The following is a 21,566-nucleotide window of genomic DNA, read 5'->3' as shown; positions in this document are numbered from 1 at the left end:
TCGTACGCGGTGCCGGACGGACCGCCACTTCTTCCCCTCGAAGGAGTGCGCAGTGAATGTCCGACGTACGGGAACGGTCGACCAGATCGACAGCCCTCTCCCACCCTCCCGTTCGCCTCGTTCCCTGCGGGAAGCATGGACAGCCCTCGCCGGGCTGTCAGCGGTGTTCCTGTTCGAGATGCTCGACAACTCGATCCTCAACGTCGCACTGCCGACCATCGGCCGCCGGCTCTCGGCCTCGACGGCAGAGTTGCAGTGGATCACAGGCGTGTACGCCGTCGTCTTCGGCGGACTGATGCTGGCCTTCGGCGCGCTGGCCGACCGGGTCGGCCGCCGCAAGATCATGCTGGTCGGGCTGGTGCTGCTGGGTGCGGCGAGCCTGGCGACCGCTTTCGCCGGCACGGCGGAGCAGCTCATCGCGGTCCGCGCGGCAATGGGTGTCGCGGCTGCGATGACGACGCCTGGCTCCCTCGCCCTGGCGTTCGGGCTGTTCGACGAGGACGCGCTCCGCGTCCGTGCGACGACGCTGATCTCGACCGTGGGTCTGGTCGGACTCGCGATCGGGCCCACGGTCGGCGGCTTCGTGCTCGCGTTCGCTCCGTGGCAGGCGCTGCTGCTGGTGAACGTGCCGATCGCCGCGCTCGCCTTCCTCGGCATCCGGCGCGGCATCCCCGCCGACCGGAAGGACGAGCTGCACCGCGACCCCGTCGACGGGCCCGGTGCCCTGTTCGGCACGGTTGCGATCGTGTCCGCACTGGCCGCACCGACGCTGTTCGTCGACGCGGGCGCCGCATCGCTTCTGCCCTGGCTGACCACGGCAGTATCCGTCGTGATGGCCGTGCTGTTCGTCGTCCGCGCGCGCCGCACCCGCTATCCGCTGCTCGACCTCGCACTCGTCGCCCGCCCGCTCGTGTCCAGCGGGCTGGCGTTCAAGGGCGCATCGGGCCTCGCGGTCGCCGGCCTCGGATACCTCGTGACCCTCCAGCTCCAGCTCGACTGGGGCTGGACGCCAGCTCAAGCGGCCCTGGGAATGCTGCCCCAGGTCGTCGTCCTCATCGCCGGCGGTGCTCTCATCGGGCCGCTGCTCAAGCGTGCGGGCTTCGACAAAGCCGCCTGGCTCGGCGCCGGATCCGTCGTGTGCGGGCTCGCCGTCTACGCACTGCTGGGCCGCTTCGGGTACGCGTGGGTCGCCTTCGCGCTCGTGCTCGTCGCCGCCGGGATGCGCGTGGTGGGTGTCGTCGCCGGTACCAACGTGATGCGTGGCCTACCGGCCGACCGCACCACCATCGGAGCGGCTCTGATCGACACCTCCGGCGAAGTCGCCACGGGAATCGGCATCGCCGTCAGCGGGACCATCCTTGCAGCGCTCTTCACCGGCGACATCGCCACGTCGAACTGGAGCGCTGACCAGACCGCGGAGTTCGGCGCCGCTGTCACCCTGGCCGGCCTCCTGCTCACGGCCGTGGCTGCGGCAGTGGTTGGCTGGGGCATCGCCCGCGCACGTCGCGGCATGGACACCACGACACAATCACCCGCACCCGATCCGGACGGCGAGAGGAAGGAAGCAGCCGGCGGGCGACGGAACCCGTAGTTCGCGGCGGCGTGCGGTACTGGCCTGGATGGCGATAGCCCTCCCTCAAGCCGGTCCGCAGGGGCCGCCAGACCCCGGAGGTCGGCACCCCGCGCGCTGCGCGGAACAAGTCGGGCCCCCCTGGTTCGGACAGGGGGCGGCGCGGTGTGGTGGCGTGTCAGGGCCATCAGCCGACCTTTCCGACGAGGTACTCCCCTGCTGTCTTGGCGTCGCCGGTCTTGAGCTTCAGTTCGGCCACGCCGCGTCCCTCGGTGAACACCTGCCACAATTCCCCGATGACGTGCAGCTCGTCGGTGTGCTTGAGCGCCACGACCTCCAGTCCGGCCTGGTGGGCCTTGTAGGCCCGGCCGCAGTGCAGGGTGTACGCCTGCGAGTGGATGAGGTGCGTCCAGTCCGGGCGGACCCTCTCCCGGTTGTGGATCGACTCCCCCAAGGTCGACGACACCTAAACCCTCGGCGTGCTCGAACAGGCGCTGCGGGGCTCGTACGGACGGCGCACGCCCGCTTTTGCCCTCCTGGTCGTCGACGAGGCCCACCGCACGTCCGGTGACGCCACGAAGGCGTGGGCGGCCGTCCACGACCGGGTCCGCATCCCGGTACAGCGCCGTCTGTACACGGACGACACCGAACTGCACGGGCCCGTCCTCCACGAAACCGGCCTCATGGAGAACGTGGAGCGGGGCATCCTCGCGCGGTTCGAGATCGACGTGCTGGAGACCCGCGACCCCTCACCGCTCAGCGAGACCACGACCGCGACCACGACCGCGACCGACGAGGAACGGCGCGGGCGCCAGCTCGCCGCGCTCCAGGCCTCCCTGCTCAAGCACGCGGACGGGTCCGGCACCCGCTCCTCCATGACGTTCCACAGACGGACACGCGACCGTCTTCGCCGACACGAAGATGCCCGACGACGGCGACGCAGCCCTCTATTGGGCTGGGCTCCTGGGCCGGCGAGCAACACCGCGCCTTCCGGGCCGGGACCCTCAAGCCGTGGCGGGTCGAGCTGCTGAACGAACTCGGCATGGTCTGGACCGTCGCGGACGCCGGATTCTGGAGAAACCTCACCGCCGCCCGTACCTACCACGCCACGACCGGCACCCTCGCCGCCCCGAGAGCCACAGTGGTCGAGGGGGTCGCGGTGCGCCAGTGGCTCGCCAACCTCCGCAAGTCCGGCGGCCTCGGCACCGACGCGGACCGCGCCACCGAACGGCGCCGGGCACTGGACGCGACCGACCCGGACTGGTGCCCGCCCTGGCCGATCGACTGGCAGCGCCACTACGCCGCCACCCGCACCCTCCTCGCCGAGAAAGCCAACCCCGCCGACATCCCGCCCGGCGTCAGCGTCCACGACTGCGACGTCGGACCTGGGTCACCACCCAACGGAAGCCCCACGCCTGGGCAACGCTGACGAACCAGCAGCGTGAACGACTGAAACACCTCGGCATCCACCCCCACCCCGCCCCGGCGCCCACCACCGCCCCCCGAAGACGCCAACCACCCGGGTAAACGCGTTCGACACAGGCCTCGCCGCCCTCGCCCAGTACCAAGCCCGGGAAGAACACCTGAAAAAGGACGCACCGACCGGAGGACCTGTGGAACCCCAACTGACATCCGAGGAGGCGTGGCTCGTGCACTTCGCACGCCTCGCCGCCCGTGAGAACCCCCTCGCCCCTCTCCTCCTGAACCACGGCCGGCACCTCACCCCGACCCCGTGGCCCGGCGGTGGGCACCCCCGGGGAGCTCGGCCGGTGCTTCATCGAGGCCGCTTCCTACGCCTGGGCGGACGGCGGTCTCGCCTGGTGCGCGGGACCGGCCGGAACCGCGCAGGACCCGACCTGGCCACGGCCGGGGCAGGCCTACCTCGACCTGCCCGTCCGAGCGAACGCCGTACAGGACCTCATGTGCGCGGTGTACGGGCCGCTCCTCGACGGAGCCCGGGGCCCCTCTCCCCCACGGCCTCCGGGTGCATCAGGGACCCTGAACTCCACGGCACCAGCAGTCGCCTGCTGCGGCGGACGCCGACCCACCACGACAGAGTCGGCCGACACTCCCGAGTCCGGCGCCCAACCCCGCAGGTGACAACGCGACTGTCCTCTCTCAGGCCAGGCCCGCCCCGAGGGCGCGGCGCACGGCGTCGGCGCGGTCCTTGATGTCCGCTTTGGCGAAGAGGTTGTTGATGTGCGTCTTCACCGTGGCCTCGCTGATGAAGAGCTTCTCGGCGATGGCACGGTTGGGCAGGCCCTGGCCGATCAGGGTGAGGACCTCGCGCTCGCGCGGGGTGATGTCGAGGGGCAGCGGCTGTGCGGAGGCCGGGGGCTTGGTGCGGACCGTCTGCAGAAGGCGGTTCTGGACTTCGCGGTCGAGGACGGACTGCCCGGCGGCGGCGGCGCGAATGGCGCGGGTGATGTCCTGGCGTCCCGCGTTCTTGGTGAGGTAGCCGATGGCCCCGGCGCTCAGCGCGGCCAGGATGGAGTCGTCGTCGGCGAACGTGGTCAGGATGACCACGGCGACCTCGGGGTGCTCCTCGGTGAGCCGCCGGGTCGCCTCGGTGCCGTCCATCACCGGCATCCGCAGGTCCATCAGGACCACGTCGACCGGGCCTGCGGCGACTGCGGCGAGTACTTCGGCGCCGTCGGCGGCCGTGGCGACGACGGCGATGTCCTCGGCCATACCGAGGACCGCGGCCAGCGGCTCCCGTACGGCAGCCTGGTCGTCGGCCACGACCACACGCAGCCGCTGAGAATTTCGCGTCGGTTCACTCATCCCGGTAGCACTGCCTCCACTTGCCAGCCGCCTTCGTCCGGTCCTTCGGTGACCGGGCCCGCAGTGATCGTGCCACCCAGCAGGGCGGCCCGCTCCCGCATGCCGATCAGCCCCATTCCGCTGCCGACGCCCGCGCGCACCGCACGGGTGGCCGCGCTGTTACGGATCCTCAGTGTCGTCGATGCGGCCTCGAACGTCAGCTCCACGTGCACCTCGCCGCCGGGCGCGTGCCGGACGGCGTTGGTCAGCGACTCCTGTGCGATCCGCAGCAGGTTCTGCGTGACCTGGGACGGTACGTCGCGCTCGGTGCCGGTGAGGGTGAGGGCGTCTCGGTGGCCGGAAGAGTCGAGCATCGCGGTCAGGCTGCCCACCAGCGGCAGGGAGTCCTCCCGGAGCGCGTGCACGGTCCACTGGGCCTGCTTCAGACTCTCCTTGACCATGCTGTGCGCCTTCTGGTTCGCCTCGCGGATCTTCTCCAGGTCACCGGTCGCGATCAGGGCGTCCGCCAGTTCCAGCTGCATGTTGATGCCCGCGAGGGAGTGGGCCAGGACGTCGTGCACGTCGCGGGCGATCCGCCCCCGCTCGGTGAGAACGGCGGCCTGGGCCTCGGCGCGCGCAGCCCGCTCGGCGGACTCCGCGGCCTCGATCACCGCCTGGACGGCGCGCCGGCGGCTGCGGTTGATGATGCCGAGGACCACCGGGGTGCCGGTGGCCAGACCGACCGCCCAGGGCAGCAGGTGGTGGCCGGGGCCGATGCGCAAGTACAGGACCCCGCCGCACAGCAGGCTGCAGAACGCCGCGAGGGCCACGGCCGGCTTGAGCGGCAGCCGGTATCCGGCGTGGCCGACGAGGAAGAACGCGAAGAGGTAGCTCGATCCGTCCCGGCTGACGGCCATCAGGGCGGCCGCGGCGACGATGCCGAGGATCAGCCGGACCAGGGTGACGCGGGGCGGGACCCTGTGCTCGGGCAGGTGCCGGGCGAGGAGAGCGACGGAGTTGACGACGATGAGCACGGCGACCACGAGGCTCCGGCCGCTGAGCCCGATCGGCCGCACCGTGATGAACGCGGAACCGATGGCGCAGATGGTCAGGACCCAGCCCACGCGAGGATCGTGACCTCCGAAAGTCAGGACGCCGGGCGCCCGGTACGAGGCCGAGCCCGTACCGGGCACGCTCTGCTCCGCAGGGGCGCTCTGCTTCTCCGGGACGCTCTGCGCTTCGTGCACGGCGTGACCATAGTCCACGGTCAGACCGTACGGTCGAGAGAGGGCGCCGGGTGAGTCGATGCGATCGTCTGCGGCGCCTTCCTGCCGTGCACCATCCGGCTCCGGATGAAGATCGTCGCGAGTCGCGTGACGACCTCGGTGAGTGCCATCAGGACGAAGGCCGCGACCCAGGCCTGGTCGGAGGTGATGTGGTGGGCGATGCTGAACCGCGCGACGTTGTCGGCACCGCCGTGCGAGACCCAGAACTGAAAGCCCATCCGGGCGCCCATGCCGAGAACCCAGAGGATCGCGGAGACCGCGCCGGCCTTGATCAGCAGGTGCTCGCCCGCAACCCGGATTCGGGTGTAGACGCCGCCCGCGATGCCGAGCGTCGCGCCGACGGCCATGAGCGCGCCGACCAGCACCAGGTCGTTGCCCGCGGTAGGCACGCTGTCGAGGTACGTGTGCGCCACGAAGGCCACGATCCCCAGCGGGATCAGGAAGGTCTTGAGGTCGAGACGGCCTTCCCGCAGCTGCCGGAAGACGATCAGGACGAGGGCGGTGTCGGTGATCCACTCGGTCGTTGTCATGCCCTCAAGGCTGCTGGCGCGGGGTCTCTCGCACCTGGACCCATGGGTGGAACAACGGGTGGAGATCGTCGTCCCGCACTTCTCCACCCTCCTCCACCCCACCTGCCCGCGCCTCTGCGCCGTACCGCTTGGCAAGGTCTGGGGACGGTCGGCCCCGGTAGCGTCGAAGTACAGGTTGAAAAACCAGGGACCGCTCCGCTGTACCGACCCATGAGGTTGGGGACGCGGCCGGCGGGTGGTTGGCCCTTGAGCGCGGTGTGTCCGCGGTGGTGATTGTAGGCGTGCAGCCACTGCGGGTAGCCGTCTCGTCGCTCGGCCTCGGTTCGGTAGAGCTTTGCGTAGGCCCATTAGTCCAGCAGGGTCCGGTTGAAACGCTCCGCCTTCCCGTTCGTCCGCAGTCGGTAGGGGCGGGCGCGTTTGCGTGAAATACCTTGCGCTGCAAGGGAGTTGCGCCAGAGGTGTGACTTGTGGCAGGAGCCGTTGTCCGTCAGGCCCCGCTGGCCGGTGACTCCGGCGGCGGCGAAGTAGGCATGGGCCCGTTGCCAGAAGCCGACAGCGGTTTCCTTCTTCTCGTCGGCGAGGATTTCGCTGTAAGCGAGGCGGGAGTGATCGTCGACGGCGTTGTGCAGGAAGTTCATGCCGGCGTTGGTCCGGTTCTTGCGGCCCGCCTGCCGACCGCAGGGCCTTGTGGCCGCCGCCGTCGGGGATGTTGCCGCCTTTCTTGATGTCGACGTGGACGAGGTCGCCGGGGGCGGCGTGCTCGTAGCGTCGGATCACCCGGCCGGTGGCGCGGTCGCGGTGGGTCAGGCGGGCCGGCTTGTAGCGGGTCAGGACGCGGTGGACGGTGGCCGGGTTCAGTCCGAGCAGGTAGGCGATGCGGGCCGGGCCCCAGCGCCGCAGCACACGGATCTTGATGATCCGCCGCTCGGTGCGCGTCGGTGTCCGGCCGGGGCTGTGGTGGGGCCGGGAGGAGCGGTCGCTCATCCCGGCTTCGCCCTGCTCGCGGTAGCGGGCGGCCCACCGCTGAGCGGTGGTGGGCGAGACCCGGAAACGTTCGGCGGACCGCCGCAGCGGCCACCCGTCGTCCACGACGCAGCGGGCCAGACGCAGACGTCCGGTCTCGGTCAGGGGTGCATCACGGTGGGGCATGAGGGCCTTCTGGTCGTTCGTGTAGATGTCGCCATCCACACCGAACCCAGAAGGCCCTCACTCGTTCAAGATCACCCCACCGTGAAACCTGTCACCCACCTCCGTGGACAGAACACCTAGTACCACTTCTTCGTGCACGCCCAACTGCCGCCGACGCCGTCGTAGTGCTCCACACAAGGGCGGGTGGCGAGGCCGGCGTTCACCATCGTGGTGTAAGCCGCGTAATTCGGAGACGCGTTGAACACATACGGGTTGCCATTCCTGACTTCCAGCTTGCCCCTCCAGTTGGCGTTCGCAGCGGATCCGAACCGCGCCCACACGGCGTTGCACTTCTTCGAGTACCGCATCTGAACGGCCGGCCCGCCGCCGTCCGACCGGGCTACCGCCCCTGCGGGGGTGACGGCGTCCTTGTCACATCCGGTCGCGTGAGGGTTCTTGCCGTTGCAGGTTGCCCCTTTGCAGGCGGGTGCTGCCACGGCTTGTTCGAAAGCCTCGGCGGGAGCAGTCACGCCCAGCACGAGGAGAGCGAGGGCGCCCGCCAGGAGACGTGGAAACCGGTGCGTAGCCAAGGAGACCCCTTTCGTGCGCTGCGGTGGACACAGCACGTCGCGATTGAGTTCACGCGAAAGGTGATAGCCGGCGCGTATGCCGTATAGACCGAGGCGGGGTGTTGATCACCGCAAAGAGTGGACTCTGCCCAGGATCGCGGCGTGAGGTTGACCTGATAGAGAGGCGTCGGGTTGACGGCAGGCCAGCGCATTCCAACTGGTCGTGATCTTCACGCCAGAGCCCTACGGCTGTTCGAGGCAGCTTCCCGACGGTTCGCCCTTGCGCGTGACGAGTCGGCCCGTCGCGCATCCATGAGCAGAAGACCATGATGCCGACGGGACACCACCAGAGCCTTGGCCACGGCCTGTCGGCGGCGGGGCAAGTCCTGTGGCCCACCCGGGTCAGAACCGGTTCCGCGACGACGTCCCACAGCCGTTCCAGGACATCGAGGATCTCGCGCTGGGCCGTGATCCGGCGCTGAGGATCGGTCCCGGGGTCTGCTGCACGCAGGTGAGCCGCGCGCAGTCGGTTCGCCTGGTCGTACGCCTCGCTCGAGTCAGTCTTGGCAGGGGCACGACCTGGACTGGTGGATCCGTCTCTGCGGTCAGGCCCGAGAGCGTCGCAGCGGGTACTACTGATGTTGATGAGGCCGACAGGGCCGTCCTGGGCCTGGCACGCCAGGCGGTCGGCGGTCGGCGGTCGGCGGTCGGCGGTCGGCGGTCGGCGGTCGGCGCGTACAGGAAATCACCGAACCCAAGACGTCGTCCGATCTGCCCGACCAGATTTGGTCGATGCGGACGAAGCCGACGACGAGCACGGGGACAGGCTCAGGCACTCCCCGAGGTTGAGCCGGCCTTCGACGTTCTGGTCCCGCCGGGCGAGGAGCCGGGAGCGGACTGATCCCTCGGATCAGGCGACTTCGGTTCCGCGCTCGATGACCTGAGTCGGTTCTTCAGCCGGTAGCCGGCTCGGCCGGCTGCACCGGGTTCGCGTCAGCGGCGCCGCTGGTCGGCTCGCAGTTCGAAGTCTCCGTAGCTGTTGTCGACCGGGTTCACCGTGACGCCCGGGGCGACGATCTCGTCGATGGCGTCGAGGATGTCGGCGGACAAGGTGACATCTGCGGCAGGGAGGAACGTCTCCAGCTGCTCCATGGTGCGTGGTCCGATGATCGCCGAGGTGACGCCGGGATGGTTGATGACGAACGCGACGGCGAGTTCGATGAGGGAGAGGCCTGCCTTCTCCGCGAGGACGGCAAGCTGTTCGACGGCCTCCAGCTTGCGCAGGTTCGCGGGGGTGCCCATGTCGAAGCGGGCTTGGGGGCGGGCGGCGGAAGCCGGTCCCCCGGTCGCGTGCTCGCGGTAGCGGCCCGAGAGCCAGCCGCCGGAGAGCGGGCTGTAGGTGAGGGTGCCCATGCTGTGGCGGCGCACGGTGGGCAGTACGTCCTCCTCGATGCCGCGGACGAGGATGGAGTACGGCGGCTGCTCGGTGACGAACCGCTCCAGGTTCCGCTCGCGCGCGGTCCACTGGGCTTCGACGATCTGCGAGCCGCAGTAGGAGGAGGAGCCGATGTAGCGGACCTTGCCCTGACGGACGAGGTCGGTGAGGGCGCCGAGAGTCTCGGCGACGTCGGTGTCCGGGCTGGGGCGGTGGACCTGGTAGAGGTCGATGTGGTCCGTGCCGAGCCGCCGCAGGGAGTTCTCGACCTCGCGGATGATCCAGCGCCGGGAGCCGCCCCGCTGGTTGGGGTCGTCCGCGTCCATGGGCATGAAGAACTTGGTGGCCAGGAAGACGTCCTCGCGGCGGCCATGGAGCGCCTTGCCGACGATCTCCTCCGAGACGCCGGCGGAGTACACGTCCGCGGTGTCGACGAAGTTGATCCCCGCGTCGAGCGCCCGGTGAATGATGCGGATCGCATCGGCCTCGTCCTCGTTGCCCCAGGGGCCGAACATCATCGCGCCCAGGCACAGCGGGCTGACCTGGACGCCGGTACGGCCCAGCGGTCGGTAGCGCATGTAGTGCTCCTCTTGCGTGTGAGGGGTTAGTCATTGCTGGAGGGGGCGGCCCTGCCTGTGGTCGTCCAGCTGGCGAGCACGTCCAGGGCCTCTCGTTCCGGGGAGTCCGGCTCGGGTGTGTAGAAGTTGAGGCGCAGTCCCGGGTCGGAGGGCAGTTCCATGGCCTCGTAGGGCAGAGCGAGGTCGCCGACGAGTGGGTGGTGGAGGTTCTTCACACCGGAGCGGTGGAACTTCACGTCGTGGCGTGCCCATTTGCGGGCGAAGTCGTCGCTGCGGGTGGTGAGTTCTCCGATCAGGTCGGTGAGGGCCTTGTCGTGCGGCGCGCGGCCCGTCTCGGTGCGCAAAAAGGCGACGGCATCGTCGGCGCCCTTGTCCCAGTCGACCCAGAAGTCCTGGCCGGCAGGGTCGAGAAACATGAAGCGGGCGCTGTTGACCGGCCCGCGTTGCGCGAACAGCGGCGAGTCGAACAGCGGCGCGTACAGCGCCCGGCCCAGGGTGTTGGCGGCCATGACGTCGAAGCGGGCGTTGCGGACGAACGCCGGCACGCCGGTCATCGAGTCGAGCAGGCGCACGACCGTCGGCCGGACGCGCGACGAGGTCACTGCCGCTCGCCTGCCGGACGGGGTCGCGGATCGGGCGAGGTCGTACAGGTGGGTGCGTTCGGCCTCGTTGAGCTGTAGGGCGTGTGCGAGGGCTTCGAGGACCGAGTCCGAGGCGCCGGCGAGGTTGCCGCGCTCCAGGCGGACGTAGTAGTCCACGCTCATGCCTGCCAGCATGGCCACCTCTTCGCGGCGCAGGCCCGCGACCCGGCGGTTGCCGCCGTAGACCGGCAGCCCGGCCTGCTCGGGGGTGATCCTGGCCCGCCGGGTGCTGAGGAACTCCCGCACCTCGGCGGTGACGTCCTTCTTGGTGTGGTCGGTCATGCTCGATTCCTGATGTTCTTGACTGTCACGCCCTCGGCGGAGGCCCCCGGCGCGAGCCGCCACGGAGGGGGCTCGTCCCGGGGCGTCGCCCGGACGCCGACCGGCACAGGGTCCCGGGGACAGGGGCCCGGCCCGGGCGGGCCGGTCACGTCGACCTCCAGTGCGGGGGCACGGCAGCTCCTCCCGGTCGGCCTGCGCGGTGTGCCGGCTCCTCCACGGTAGGTCGGACGGGACAGGCCTGCGAGGTACTGCCAGTACCTGGAAGAGCAGTGACTCCCACTGGCCCTCCGATGTGCCGTTACCTGGAAGAAGCCGCAGACTGGCGACCCGGAATCGGGCCGCACCCCCGATCGACGCGAGGAAGACCGTGCGTACAGCAGCCACCCACGACACCCGCGGCGCCCCCGCCGGGCCGGTCGCCGACTCGATGCGACCGGGCGTGACGAGAGGCGAGGGAAGCGGCGCACCGCGTCGGCCGGTGCGCCTGGAGCAACGTTCCTCCCGGGGCCCGGCACACGCGACACTGATCCTCGCGATCATCTGCACCAGCTACTTCATGGTCATCCTGGACAATTCGATCGTCTTCACCGGGCTGCCGCAGATCCGCTCCGCCATGGGATTCTCCGAAACCGGCCTGTCCTGGATCACCAACGCCTACGTGCTGGTCTTCGGCGGGTTGCTCCTTCTGGGAGCACGCGCCGGTGATCTCGTCGGCCACCGTAGGGTCTTCCTGCACGCACTGGTGGTCTTCTCGCTGGCCTCGCTCCTGGTGGGCGCCGCCCAGAGCGCCTGGTGGCTGATCGCGGCCCGGGCGCTGCAGGGTGTCGGCGCCGCGGTTCTGGCCCCGTCCGCGCTCTCCCTCCTGACGCGCACCTTCGCGGAAGGCAAGGCCCGCAACCGGGCGATGACCGCCTACAGCGCTGTCGCGGGTCTGGGCGCGGCCCTGGGCCTGGTCGTCGGTGGTCTGGTCGCGGACCTGGTCTCGTGGCGGGCGGGATTCTTCCTGAACGTTCCCGTCGGCATCGTGATGATGGTGCTGGCGCTACGGTTCCTGCCCGAGACCGAACGCCGCGGCGGCCGGTTCGACGTGGCCGGGGCGCTGCTGGCGACGCTGGGCTCGACGGCGCTGGTGCTGGGCATCGTCGACGCGGCCGACCACGGCTGGACGGCGCCGGCGACCCTGTTGCCCCTTCTGACGGGTGGGGTGCTGCTGAGGGTGTTCGTCGGGGTGGAGCGGCGGGCCGTGCAGCCGATCGTGCCGCTGCGGCTGTTCGCGAGCCGGGAGCGGACCGGCGCCTACGTCACCCGGATGCTCTACATGGGCGCGATGATGGGGTTCTTCTTCTTCACCGCGCAGTTCGTGCAGAGTGTCTACGGCTGGACGCCTCTGCGGGCCGGTCTGTCCTTTCTGCCCATGACACTGGTCAATTTCGTTTTCGCGGTCAGGGTGCCCCGCCTGCTGGAGCGGTTCGGCAGGCCCCGGGTCCTCGCCTCGGGGGTCGTGCTGACGACCGTGGGCATGGCCTGGCTGAGCCGGCTGGACCTGCACACGCCCTACCTGACGGGTGTGGCCCTGCCCATGGTGATCATCGGTGCCGGTCAGGGGCTGGCGTTGGCGCCGATGACCTCCAGCGGAGTCGACGGCGTCGCGCCCGAGGACGCGGGGGCCGGCTCCGGTGTGGTCAACACCGTGCACCAGATCGGCAGCGCGCTGGCCCTGAGCCTGTTGACCGCCGTCGCCGCCACCGTCTCCACCGGTCACGGGGCCGCCGACATCGCGGCCCGCTCCGGCGTGGCGCTGACCGGCTCCGCCGTCCTGCTCGCCCTGGCTGTCGCCATCGTTCTCACCCTCATCGTGCCCACCCGGGCCACCCGCACCGAAAGGTCCCTGTGATGCAGACCCTCACCCTCAACAACGGCGTCGAGATGCCCGCCCTCGGACTGGGCGTCTTCCAGACCCCGCCCGACGAGACGATCGCCGCGGTCACGGCCGCGCTGGAGCTGGGCTACCGGCACATCGACACTGCCGCCGCCTACGGCAACGAACGCGAGGTCGGCCAGGCCCTGCGGAACTCCGGCGTCCCGCGCGACGAGGTCTTCGTCGAGACCAAGATCTGGATCAGCGACTACGGCTACGAGGAGACCCTGCACGGCTTCGACAAGAGCGCCGCCAAGCTCGGCCTCGACCGGATCGACCTGCTCATCCTGCACCAGGCCCTGCCGTCCGAGTTCGACCGGACCCTCGCCGCCTACCGAGCCCTGGAGAAGCTGCTGGCCGACGGCAAGGTCCGCGCCATCGGCGTCAGCAACTTCATGACCGACCACCTGACCAGGCTGCTCGACGCCACCGATGTGGTCCCGGCCATCAACCAGCTGGAGATCCACCCCTACTTCCAGCAGCGCGCCGTCCTCGACTTCGGCGACGCGCACGGCATCCTCGGCCAGGCGTGGTCTCCCATCGGCGGCATCACCTTCTATCCGGGCTACGGCGAGCACCGTCGAAGCGTCCTTCAGGATCCCGCGGTCACCCGGATCGCGGAGGCCCACGGCAAGAGCCCGGCCCAGGTGCTCCTGCGCTGGGGACTCCAGCAGGGCCGCTCGGTCATCCCTAAGTCCACCAAGCGCAACCGCATCGCCGAGAACATCGACGTCTTCGACTTCGACCTCGCCGCGGACGAGCTGGCCGCGCTGGACCTGCTGGAGACCGGCCGACGCGGCGGCCCGGAGCCCGAGGTCGTCACCCTCGCCGACTTCGGCCGCGCCATCCCCGAAGCCTGACCTGCCCCTGTACGGCCGGCGAAGGGACCGCGGTCCCTCCGCCGGCCACGCCGCCAGCACCCGCGAGCGCGACGAGGTCGCCGAGACGATCATCCAGGTACTGCTGCCCCGTCCGCGGCGGGCGGGACCGCGGAGGTCTTCTCGCTGACCGCCGAGCCCTTACCGACTGGCCGGGCGCGTTACTCGCAGCCGCAGCCGTACCGTCCCTGCGGTCTGGACGGCGCCCGCGACGGGCCCGGGCCGCGGCCGGAGGCAGAGGCCCGGGCGGGTCGCGCCGACGCCCCCTTACCACCCGACTTCTGACATCTGACATCTGACATCCGAGGAGACACTCATGAAGGCAGCCATCTTCCGAGGCGAGAAGCACATCGAGCTCGGCGAACGCCCCGACCCCGCCGTCCAGAAGGCGACCGACGCCGTCGTCCGCGTCGTGCGGGGCTGCGTCTGCGGCTCCGACCTCTGGTACTACCGCGGCATCAACTCCCACAAGGTGGGCAGCATCGGCCACGAGTACGTCGGCGTCGTCGAAGCGGTCGGCGAAGACGTGCGCGACCTGGCGGTCGGCGACTTCGTCATCGCCCCCTTCACCTACAACGACGGCACCTGCCCCGCCTGCCGAGCCGGCTTCGAGTCCAACTGCGCGCACGGAGGAGCCTTCGGCGACGGCGACACCGACGGCGGCCAGGGCGAGAAGGTCCGCGCACCCTTCGCCGACGCCACCCTCGTCAAGGTCCCCGCCCCGGCCGAGGGGTTCACCGACGCCCAGCTCGCCTCCTTCACCGCACTCTCCGATGTCATGTGCACCGGCTACCACGCCGCCGTGAGCGCGGGCGTGAAGCCGGGCGACACCGTCGCCGTCGTCGGTGACGGCGCGGTCGGCCTCTCCGCCGTACTGGCCGCCAAGCTCCTCGGCGCCGACCGGATCATCGCTCTGAGCCGTCACGCCGACCGGCAGGCCGTCGCGAAGGAGTTCGGCGCCACCGACATCGTCGCCGAGCGCGGTGACGACGCCGTCACGGCCGTCCTCGCCCTCACGGACGGCGACGGCGTCGACGCCGCGCTGGAATGCGTCGGCACCGACCAGTCCATCGAGACGGCCGCCGGCATCGTGCGTGCCGGCGGCATGATCGGCGCCGTCGGGGTCCCGCTCTACGAGAAGTTCGCGTACAAGACTCTCTTCTGGAAGAACGTCGGCATCAAGGGCGGCGTCGCCCCCGCCCGCCACTACATACCCGAACTGCTGCGGCACGTCCTGGACGGAACGATCAACCCCGGACGCGTCTTCGACTTCTCCACCGACCTCCACCACGTCGCCGATGCCTACGCCGCCATGGACGAGCGCCGCGCGATCAAGTCACTCCTCACCGTCAGCCGGCCGTGAGCAGGTGGAGCCGCACCCTTCCGACGTGGTAGTGCGTCGTCGAAGGACACGTGGACCGGATCGAGCTGTCGAAGCGCCAGACGCTCGGCCGGGCCGGGTTCGATCTCCTGCGCGAACGCGTCCTGCTCCACTCGTGAGCCCCAGGTCAGACCGCGTGTTCAAGGAGCCCGAAGTCCTCCGGGAACCTTTGCAGGAACTCGCGCCGCGTCGGGTCGGGCTCGGCTTCAGCCATGGTCCCCAGGAGATCGATGAACTCGCTCCGCTGACCACGCGACAACTTGCTGAACAGGTGGCCGACGCCCTCCAGGACCCTGACCGCGTCGTCCGGATCCATCTGCTCGTCTTCGCAGTCCTCGATGAACCCCAGGACGTCGACCAAAGTCTCGGCCAGGGCATGGGTCAGAGACGAGTACACGGGCATCAGGCGGACTCCCGGCGGTCACGGCAGCAAGGTTCGGCCATCCCATCACACCCCACTGGCATCACACGCAGTCAGACCTCCACGGAAGGTGGGCCAGAACTTGAGACACAGCGGGGCGAGCGACGCGCGATGTGTCGCTCGTCGTGCCCGCGGATCTCACCGCCCGGCGCGTGGCCGGGTAAGTCCGGCTCCCACCTCGGTCAGCGTCCGGTCGAGGAGGTGGAGGGCTCGGGCGCGTGTGGGTACTCCGCGCGCGGTTCCCGTCCAGTACGTCGGTGAGTTCCTCTGTGACCGTGAGAGTCCGGTCCTCGTCCTGGGCGGCCAGCACGAGGACCGACCGCACGCAATCGCCGATGTCGGTGCCCTGGGATCACGGGGAGCATGTCTCCGCCGGCCCACAGATGCACCTGATGGGGCAGCCAGGGGCGCGGCGGATCGACCGGGTTCCAGCCTTCGAGACCACCGAGGGCGATCGTTCTCTCTCGCTCTTCGCTAATCCGGACGTATGAGCCCGGGGACACGACGCAGCACGTCGGAAGCGCGAGCACGGCTGCTCAGCACGGCGACCAGGATCTTCTACACCGAAGGCATCCACTCCGTGGGCATCGACCGGATCGTCGCGGAGGGGCAGGTCACCCGCGCCACGATGTACCGCCACTTCACCGGTAAGGAAGACCTCGTCCTCGCCTACCTCCAGCAGGCCGACCGGGATCTCCGGGCGCAGGCCGAGGCGGGCGAGCGGTCCGGGGCCGACAAGGTCCGGGCGGTCTGCCGGACCATCACCGCGGGGATTCTCTCCCCGGGCTTCCGCGGGTGCGCCTTCCTCAACGCGCCGGCTTCCCCCCAGCCGCCGCGCCCGGCGTGCCTGCCCGGGTTTCGGGCCTCCGGACGTGCCGGTCCGGCGTGACGGTTTTCCTGCCCCGGGAAGAGAGGGCCCCGGACCACCGTTCCCCGGCGACTGGTCGCGTCGAAGGTGTCGGCAGGATGTCCCCATGGAACCGAACAGCCAGGTCATCGTCGCCTTGGATCACGACAACCGCGCGACCGCCGATGCTGTCGTCGAGCAGTTGGGCGACGCGTGCCGTTTCTACAAGATCGGTCTGGAACTGCTCACCGCGGCAGGGCCGGACATCGTCAAAGACCTTGTCGCACAGGGCAAGGAAGTCTTCCTGGACCTCAAGCTCTTCGAGATCCCGAACTCGGTTGCCGGAGCAGTCCGTGCCGCGGGGGCAATGGGCGTGTCCCTGGTCACCGTGCACGGCATGGGCGGCAGCAGCATCATGGCCGCCGCAGTCGATGCCGCCCGCGACTTCCCCGGGCTGCGCATCCTCGCCCTGACCGTGGTCACCAGCATGACCGACGCGGATCTTGCCGACATCGGTGTCGCCGACACGGTGGACGAGCAGGTGCTCCGGCTCGCCCGTCTGGCACGGAAGGCCGGATGTCACGGCGTGACCGCCTCGCCGCAGGACGTCGCGGCCCTGCGTCGCATCCTGGGATCGGATGCCCTGATCGTCACACCGGGCATCGTGCTGCCCGGTGAATCCTCGGCCGAGCACGCACGTCACGGGACACCGGGTGCGGCTCTCACCGCTGGGGCGTCGCACGTCGTGGTCGGTCGATCAGTCACTCGTGCCGCTGACCCGGCGGCCGCGTTCCGGCTGGTCCAGGCGCCTCCGGCAGCGTAACCGACCGGCCCGACCAGGGGGTCGGGCCGGCCGGGAGAGGGGACGGCCGCCCGCCGCGGCTTTGCCCCGGATCGACTTGTCCCGAGTCGGGGCGAGTTGTCATCGTCAGGCAGGCGTCGTCCGGTCACTCACCTGGACGGCGTGGCTCGTCCGGTCATACACGTCAGCCGCACACCGACTGGGTGGCCGTCCGGAGTGTCTGGCGATGGAGCACGTCCAGGCGCTCCCGCACCGCGCTCGAGCCGGTGGCCAGTGCCAGCTGCACCGTGCAGGCGACGGGCCGGTCGCGCAGTCCCTCCGTGTTCTTGAGTTCCTGGAGCAGATCCGTGGTCAGCTGGTCGAGCTGCGCGCGGATGGGTCCGAGGTCGGGGCGCGTCGTGGGTGCTTCCTCGGGATGGGCGGTCCAGCGGGCGAACAGGCCCTGCTGCACGACCTTGCTCGCGGTGATCTGGTCCTGGAAGAAGGCCACCGCCGCCTGCGGGTTCACCCCGGCGGCCTCGGCCTGCGTCCGGACCTGCTCCAGCACCTGGGCCTCACGCACGGGGTCCTCGATGGGCGAGTCGGTACCGAACTTGGAAGCGGCCACGTCATCGCCGACGCGGATGCGCTGGATGACGAGGTCCGTCAGCGGACCGAGCGGCTTGGCCGTACGTTCCGCACTCCTGACGGGTCCGGCGGTGGCGGGGAATCCCGCGGCCGTGACCTGAGGAACGGCCAGCACGGTCGCGGCGCCCAGGAAGCCGGTGATCGCGGCGTAGCGGGTCATGTCGCGTCGCAGGTTCAAGGGTCCGCCTCGGTTCTCGATGTAGGTGGACAGGTAGCTGGAGACGTAGGCGGTGTCGCTGGTCAGCCCCTGGAGGGGATTCGCGATGGCTCGCACCGGATAGCCGTCCTTGCGCAGCCGCTCGATCACCGAGGACCAGCTGGAGGAATCCGCCCGTGCACCATGGACCAGGACCAGCGTCGGCTTCGCGGAAGAGGGTGCGGCGGAAGGACTCTTGCCGGTCGCCGCGGCCGCACCTGGAGCGGTGATGGCACCGAGCAGCGCCAGAGCGCCGACTCAGGGGGCAGCTCTGGGCTTTACTTGTCCCCGTCTGATGGAACGAGCGACGGGAGCACAGCGGATGGGCCGGACACGCACGTACGAATGGGAAGACCCCGCGGTCTCGGCCGGCGCCGTGGGCACGGCGAGCGGACTGGAGATCCTGCGCGATCTCGTGGCCGGGCGCCTCCCCAGCCCGCCGATCAGCCGGATGATGGGCTTCCGCATCACAGAAGTGGACGCCGGGCGGGTGGTGTTCACCCTGGAGCCGGGCGAGGAGCACTACAACCCGATCGGCAGTGTCCACGGCGGTGTGTACGCGACCCTGCTCGACTCGGCGGCCGGCTGCGCCGTCCATTCGGTACTGCCCGCCGGGGTGGGCTACACCTCTCTCGATCTCAACGTGAGGTTCCTGCGGACGATCACCGCGGACACCGGCACGGTGCGGGCGGTCGGCACGGTCCTCAAGAGCGGCCGCACCACCTGCCTCGCGCAGGCCGAGCTGTTCGACGGGGCGGACCGTCTCATCGCGCACGCGACCAGCACGTGCCTCGTCGTCCCTCTGCCCGCCCGGTAGGCCTGGTGGCGGCACCGGGCGCCGAGGCCTTGGACCAGGGCGCGAGGCAGGGGACGGCCGCGGCGTGGCGGGAGCGCGGGTGGACCACGGCGGCGGTTTCGGGAGGCATGCGGCAGAAGGCCGGGGGCGGGAACTCCCTGCTCGGGCCAGGGCCGTCGACGGGCCGCCCGTCGGCGTCGCCGCCTCAGAGTTTGCTGCCACCGGTGGCGTCGATGTACTGACCCGTGATCCACCGGGAGTCGTCGGACGCCAGGAACGCGACGATGTCGGCGATGTCCTCGGGGCGGCCGATCCGGTCGAAGGCGGAGAGCGCGGCGATCGCGCTCCGCGCCTCCTCGGTGGCGCGCCGGGAGGAGTTCATCTCCGTCTCGACGAATCCGGGCGCCACGGCGTTCACCGTGATGCCACGGGGGCCCAGTTCCTCCGCCAGGGTGCGGGTCAGCGAGTCGACCGCTCCCTTGCTCATCGAGTACGCGAGGGTGCGCGGCAGGGCCCTTCTGCTCGCGGCGGAGGAGATGTTGACGATGCGTCCGCCGTCCCCCATCCGCTTCAGGGCTTCCTGGATGACGAAGAGCGGCGCGCGGGTGTTGACGGCGATCAGCCGGTCGAAGTCCTCGGCGCGCAGATCCGCGATGCGCGAGGAGATGCTGACGGCGGCGTTGTTGACGAGGATGTCGAGCTCCGGGCCGGCCCCCTGCCCGCGGGCGCCGGCGTCGAAGGCGGCGAACAGGGCTCCGACGTCTCCGTCGACGCCGAGTTCGGCGCGCACCGGGAAGCAGCGGCCGCCGTCGTCCCGGATGGCGGCGACGGTCCGCTCGGCTGCCTCCTCGTTGCTCGCGTAGTGGACGGCGACGAGTGCGCCGTCCGCGGCGAGGCGCCTGGCGATCCCGCGTCCGATGCCGCGACTCGCACCGGTCACCAGCGCCGTCCTGCCCCTGAGCGATCCCATGGTGTGCCCTGCTCCGTTCACCCGACGGCCGGTCGGCCGGTCCGGGAACCGTACAGGCAGCCGTCCACCGAGCGCTCGCGCAGGGGTGCGGCCGCTCGGGCGGAACGCGCGGACCCGCCACCGGCGCGTGCCGGAACCGTCCTCGCCCCGAGGGTCCCGGCCCCTTCCAAGCCGTCGCGGCCAGGAGGGTCAGCGCCCACGAGCGGGGGTAACATACCGGCGCGCCTGTTTTCGCGCCCGCCCTCCTCCGAGACGCGCCGCGCGCGGCAGGGGGGACCGGGCGAACGGACCGAAGGAGTCGGCCTTGGCGCAGCAGGAGCGGGCCATCAGAACGCGCTACACCGTGCTGGAAGCCGCTGCGGTGGTGTTCGCGTCGAACGGGTACGAGGCGTCCACCATCAGCGAGATCATGTCCCTGGCCGGAGTCACCAAGGGGGCCCTGTACTTCCACTTCTCCGGCAAGGAGGCGCTGGCGCACGCGGTGCTCCAGCACGCCGTCATCATCAAGCCGGAGAACCCGGTGAAGATGCAGGCCATCGTGGATCTGGGACTTCTCCTGGCGTACCGGCTGCCCCGGGAGCCGTTACTCCAGGGGGCGGCGCGGCTGGCCGCCGACCAGAACGCGCGGCCGTTCTTCGGCGGACCGTGGCCGCAGTGGCGGGACGTCATCGCCAACCTGCTGACCGAAGGGCGTTGCCAGGGCGAGGTGTTCGAGCACATCGACCCTCTGGAGACCGCGAACGTGCTGGTGGGGGCGTTCACCGGGTTACAGCTCGTCTCCACCACCGTGGACCGGCCGGACAGTCTGCTCCTCCTCGCCTCCGATCTCTACCGTCTGGTCCTGCCCGGCATCGCCGTGCCCGGGGTGCTGCGGGTGCTCTCCACCGATCCGGACCGCGCCCACCATGTGTTCGACGTGCTGGGGCGGCCCAGCTGGGGCCTTCCGGTGACGTTCGATAGCGTTCCCGGTGCCTCGTTCCCGGCGCTGTCGGGGCAGGTGGACGCTTCTGTTCCCCCGTCGAAACGGTGACACGCATGCACGCGATCCAAGTCCGCAGTACCGGCGGCCCCGAGGTTCTGGAGTACGTCGAGGTGCCCGATCCCGCCGCGGCGGAGGGGCGGTTGCTGCTCGACGTCGAAGCGGCCGGCGTGAACTTCGTGGACACCCTGGTCACCGACGGTACGTACCCCGCCCCGAGCGGCCATCCGTTCGTTCCCGGTACGGAGGTCGTCGCGCGCACCGAGGACGGCCGGCGGGTCCTGGCGAAGGTGCGGTCCGGATACGCGGAGCGGGTGAGCGCCGATCCCGCCACCGTGGTCGGCCTTCCCGAGGAACTCGACGCCGGGCAGGCGCTGTCGCTGCTGACCCAGGGGCTCACCGCCTGGCACCTGCTGAAGTCGGCGGCCCGGCTGATGCCCGGTGAGAGCGTGGTGGTGCACGCCGCCGCCGGAGGCGTGGGCAATCTGGCGGTCCAGCTGGCGCGGGAGTTCGGCGCGGGACGGGTGGTGGCGGTGGCGTCGACGCCCGAGAAGCGTGCAGCCGCTCTGGAGGCGGGGGCCGACGAGGCGGTGGAGTACCCGCTCGCCGGGAAGGCGGACATCGTGCTGGACGCCTCCGGGGGCGCGTACTTCGACCAGGGGCTCGCCTCGCTGGCGGAGCACGGCAGGATCGTCACCTACGGCAACGCCTCCAGGTCCGCTCCGGCGCCGCTGGACACGGGCCGGCTCCTGATGCTGAACGCGTCGGTGACCGGGTTCCAGCTGGGCAGGTCGCTGTCCCGTCCGGGCGCCTTCTCGACGGCGCTCGGTGAGCTTCTCGACCTGACCGTCAAAGGCCGGCTGAAGCCCCTTTCCGGCGGTGTCCGTCCGCTGGCCGAGGCCCGGCGGGCGCACGAGGACCTGCTCGCACGGCGCACCATGGGCAAGCTGGTCCTGCGGCCCTGAGCGG

Annotated in this window: 20 protein-coding genes and 2 pseudogenes; 11 read left to right on the top strand and 11 right to left on the bottom strand. The window is 70.4% G+C overall.

Translation table 11 applies throughout. The features are described 5' to 3' along the window. Positions 1-52 precede the first annotated feature (52 nt). On the top strand, positions 53-1,591 hold the full coding sequence (locus OHT52_RS30760) for an MFS transporter (RefSeq protein ID WP_328723453.1): 1,539 nt from the start codon (positions 53-55) through the stop codon (positions 1,589-1,591). A gap of 166 nt (positions 1,592-1,757) precedes the next feature. Here the strand turns inward: OHT52_RS30760 and OHT52_RS30755 are convergent, their stop codons facing one another. Then, positions 1,758-2,036, bottom strand: coding sequence for a hypothetical protein (locus OHT52_RS30755; RefSeq protein ID WP_328723452.1), 279 nt, complete (start codon positions 2,034-2,036; stop codon positions 1,758-1,760). A 13-nt stretch (positions 2,037-2,049) separates the two neighbouring features. On the opposite strand from OHT52_RS30755, the gene OHT52_RS30750 reads away from it, so the two are divergent. Beyond that, the gene (locus OHT52_RS30750) at positions 2,050-2,601 is read left to right on the top strand and encodes a hypothetical protein (protein ID WP_328723451.1); all 552 of its coding nucleotides are present in this window, start codon (positions 2,050-2,052) and stop codon (positions 2,599-2,601) included. Positions 2,602-2,612: 11 nt separating this feature from the next. After that, complete coding sequence (locus tag OHT52_RS30745) at positions 2,613-2,999, top strand: helicase associated domain-containing protein (RefSeq protein ID WP_328723450.1); 387 nt, start codon at positions 2,613-2,615, stop codon at positions 2,997-2,999. A 689-nt stretch (positions 3,000-3,688) separates the two neighbouring features. Here the strand turns inward: OHT52_RS30745 and OHT52_RS30740 are convergent. From OHT52_RS30740 to OHT52_RS30710, 7 genes and pseudogenes are all read right to left on the bottom strand, one after another. Continuing rightward, positions 3,689-4,354 carry a response regulator transcription factor gene (locus OHT52_RS30740; RefSeq protein WP_328723449.1) on the bottom strand — a complete coding sequence of 222 codons (666 nt, stop codon included), beginning with the start codon at positions 4,352-4,354 and terminating at the stop codon, positions 3,689-3,691. Continuing rightward, the gene (locus tag OHT52_RS30735) at positions 4,351-5,457 is read right to left on the bottom strand and encodes a sensor histidine kinase (protein ID WP_328723991.1); all 1,107 of its coding nucleotides are present in this window, start codon (positions 5,455-5,457) and stop codon (positions 4,351-4,353) included. The genes OHT52_RS30740 and OHT52_RS30735 overlap by 4 nt, the downstream gene beginning before the upstream one ends. 143 nt (positions 5,458-5,600) lie before the next feature. Continuing rightward, positions 5,601-6,149, bottom strand: coding sequence for a hypothetical protein (locus OHT52_RS30730; protein ID WP_328723448.1), 549 nt, complete (start codon positions 6,147-6,149; stop codon positions 5,601-5,603). Between the two features lie 197 nt (positions 6,150-6,346). Further along, positions 6,347-7,298 (bottom strand): annotated as a pseudogene (locus tag OHT52_RS30725) (IS481 family transposase); the annotation flags it as partial. 116 nt (positions 7,299-7,414) lie between these two features. Then, entirely contained in the window at positions 7,415-7,816 is a 402-nt protein-coding gene (locus OHT52_RS30720) for a DUF2690 domain-containing protein (RefSeq protein WP_328723447.1), read from the bottom strand. 1,023 nt (positions 7,817-8,839) lie between these two features. Continuing rightward, a complete protein-coding gene (locus tag OHT52_RS30715; protein WP_328723446.1) occupies positions 8,840-9,859 on the bottom strand; it encodes an aldo/keto reductase in 1,020 nt (339 codons plus the stop codon). Between the two features lie 26 nt (positions 9,860-9,885). Further along, positions 9,886-10,782 (bottom strand): helix-turn-helix transcriptional regulator, encoded by an 897-nt coding sequence (locus tag OHT52_RS30710; RefSeq protein WP_328723445.1) that lies wholly within the window; start codon positions 10,780-10,782, stop codon positions 9,886-9,888. Positions 10,783-11,149: 367 nt separating this feature from the next. Here OHT52_RS30710 and OHT52_RS30705 point away from each other — a divergent pair, with 367 nt between their 5' ends. From OHT52_RS30705 to OHT52_RS30695, 3 genes are all read left to right on the top strand, one after another. Next, positions 11,150-12,676: an MFS transporter gene (locus OHT52_RS30705; RefSeq protein ID WP_328723444.1), complete on the top strand. Its 1,527-nt coding sequence runs from the start codon at positions 11,150-11,152 to the stop codon at positions 12,674-12,676. Next, complete coding sequence (locus OHT52_RS30700) at positions 12,676-13,560, top strand: aldo/keto reductase (protein ID WP_328723443.1); 885 nt, start codon at positions 12,676-12,678, stop codon at positions 13,558-13,560. Before OHT52_RS30705 ends, OHT52_RS30700 begins: the two co-directional genes overlap by 1 nt. Before the next feature lie 334 nt (positions 13,561-13,894). Continuing rightward, entirely contained in the window at positions 13,895-14,941 is a 1,047-nt protein-coding gene (locus OHT52_RS30695; protein WP_328723442.1) for a zinc-binding dehydrogenase, read from the top strand. A 145-nt stretch (positions 14,942-15,086) separates the two neighbouring features. On the opposite strand, the gene OHT52_RS30690 is transcribed toward OHT52_RS30695, so the two are convergent. Then, entirely contained in the window at positions 15,087-15,362 is a 276-nt protein-coding gene (locus OHT52_RS30690; protein ID WP_328723441.1) for a hypothetical protein, read from the bottom strand. Between the two features lie 505 nt (positions 15,363-15,867). Here OHT52_RS30690 and OHT52_RS30685 point away from each other — a divergent pair. Next, positions 15,868-16,221 (top strand): annotated as a pseudogene (locus OHT52_RS30685) (TetR/AcrR family transcriptional regulator); the annotation flags it as partial. A gap of 133 nt (positions 16,222-16,354) precedes the next feature. Further along, complete coding sequence (gene pyrF / locus OHT52_RS30680) at positions 16,355-17,050, top strand: orotidine-5'-phosphate decarboxylase (RefSeq protein ID WP_328723440.1); 696 nt, start codon at positions 16,355-16,357, stop codon at positions 17,048-17,050. Positions 17,051-17,213: 163 nt separating this feature from the next. On the opposite strand, the gene OHT52_RS30675 is transcribed toward pyrF, so the two are convergent. Next, complete coding sequence (locus OHT52_RS30675) at positions 17,214-17,963, bottom strand: chorismate mutase (RefSeq protein ID WP_328723439.1); 750 nt, start codon at positions 17,961-17,963, stop codon at positions 17,214-17,216. Between the two features lie 211 nt (positions 17,964-18,174). Between OHT52_RS30675 and OHT52_RS30670 the strand changes: the two genes are divergently transcribed. Beyond that, complete coding sequence (locus tag OHT52_RS30670) at positions 18,175-18,669, top strand: PaaI family thioesterase (protein ID WP_328723438.1); 495 nt, start codon at positions 18,175-18,177, stop codon at positions 18,667-18,669. Positions 18,670-18,853: 184 nt separating this feature from the next. Here the strand turns inward: OHT52_RS30670 and OHT52_RS30665 are convergent, their stop codons facing one another. Beyond that, positions 18,854-19,618: an SDR family oxidoreductase gene (locus OHT52_RS30665; RefSeq protein ID WP_328723437.1), complete on the bottom strand. Its 765-nt coding sequence runs from the start codon at positions 19,616-19,618 to the stop codon at positions 18,854-18,856. Between the two features lie 304 nt (positions 19,619-19,922). Between OHT52_RS30665 and OHT52_RS30660 the strand changes: the two genes are divergently transcribed. Further along, a complete protein-coding gene (locus OHT52_RS30660; RefSeq protein WP_328723436.1) occupies positions 19,923-20,648 on the top strand; it encodes a ScbR family autoregulator-binding transcription factor in 726 nt (241 codons plus the stop codon). A 5-nt stretch (positions 20,649-20,653) separates the two neighbouring features. Next, positions 20,654-21,562 carry a quinone oxidoreductase family protein gene (locus tag OHT52_RS30655; RefSeq protein WP_328723435.1) on the top strand — a complete coding sequence of 303 codons (909 nt, stop codon included), beginning with the start codon at positions 20,654-20,656 and terminating at the stop codon, positions 21,560-21,562. Positions 21,563-21,566 lie beyond the last annotated feature (4 nt).

Origin of the sequence: Streptomyces sp. NBC_00247, assembly GCF_036188265.1 — a bacterium.
GTDB lineage: Bacteria > Actinomycetota > Actinomycetes > Streptomycetales > Streptomycetaceae > Streptomyces.
The sequence above is the reverse complement of the archived record's forward strand: the minus strand, read 5'-3'. Positions and strand labels throughout refer to the sequence as shown.

Coding starts and splice junctions, on each gene's coding strand:
- OHT52_RS30745 (WP_328723450.1), top strand. CDS start 2,613: ATGGTCTGGACCGTCGCGGACGCCGGATTCTGGAGAAACCTCACCGCC.
- OHT52_RS30740 (WP_328723449.1), bottom strand. CDS start 4,354: ATGAGTGAACCGACGCGAAATTCTCAGCGGCTGCGTGTGGTCGTGGCC.
- OHT52_RS30730 (WP_328723448.1), bottom strand. CDS start 6,149: ATGACAACGACCGAGTGGATCACCGACACCGCCCTCGTCCTGATCGTC.
- OHT52_RS30715 (WP_328723446.1), bottom strand. CDS start 9,859: ATGCGCTACCGACCGCTGGGCCGTACCGGCGTCCAGGTCAGCCCGCTG.
- OHT52_RS30710 (WP_328723445.1), bottom strand. CDS start 10,782: ATGACCGACCACACCAAGAAGGACGTCACCGCCGAGGTGCGGGAGTTC.
- OHT52_RS30700 (WP_328723443.1), top strand. CDS start 12,676: ATGCAGACCCTCACCCTCAACAACGGCGTCGAGATGCCCGCCCTCGGA.
- OHT52_RS30695 (WP_328723442.1), top strand. CDS start 13,895: ATGAAGGCAGCCATCTTCCGAGGCGAGAAGCACATCGAGCTCGGCGAA.
- OHT52_RS30690 (WP_328723441.1), bottom strand. CDS start 15,362: ATGCCCGTGTACTCGTCTCTGACCCATGCCCTGGCCGAGACTTTGGTC.
- pyrF (WP_328723440.1), top strand. CDS start 16,355: ATGGAACCGAACAGCCAGGTCATCGTCGCCTTGGATCACGACAACCGC.
- OHT52_RS30670 (WP_328723438.1), top strand. CDS start 18,175: ATGGGCCGGACACGCACGTACGAATGGGAAGACCCCGCGGTCTCGGCC.
- OHT52_RS30665 (WP_328723437.1), bottom strand. CDS start 19,618: ATGGGATCGCTCAGGGGCAGGACGGCGCTGGTGACCGGTGCGAGTCGC.
- OHT52_RS30655 (WP_328723435.1), top strand. CDS start 20,654: ATGCACGCGATCCAAGTCCGCAGTACCGGCGGCCCCGAGGTTCTGGAG.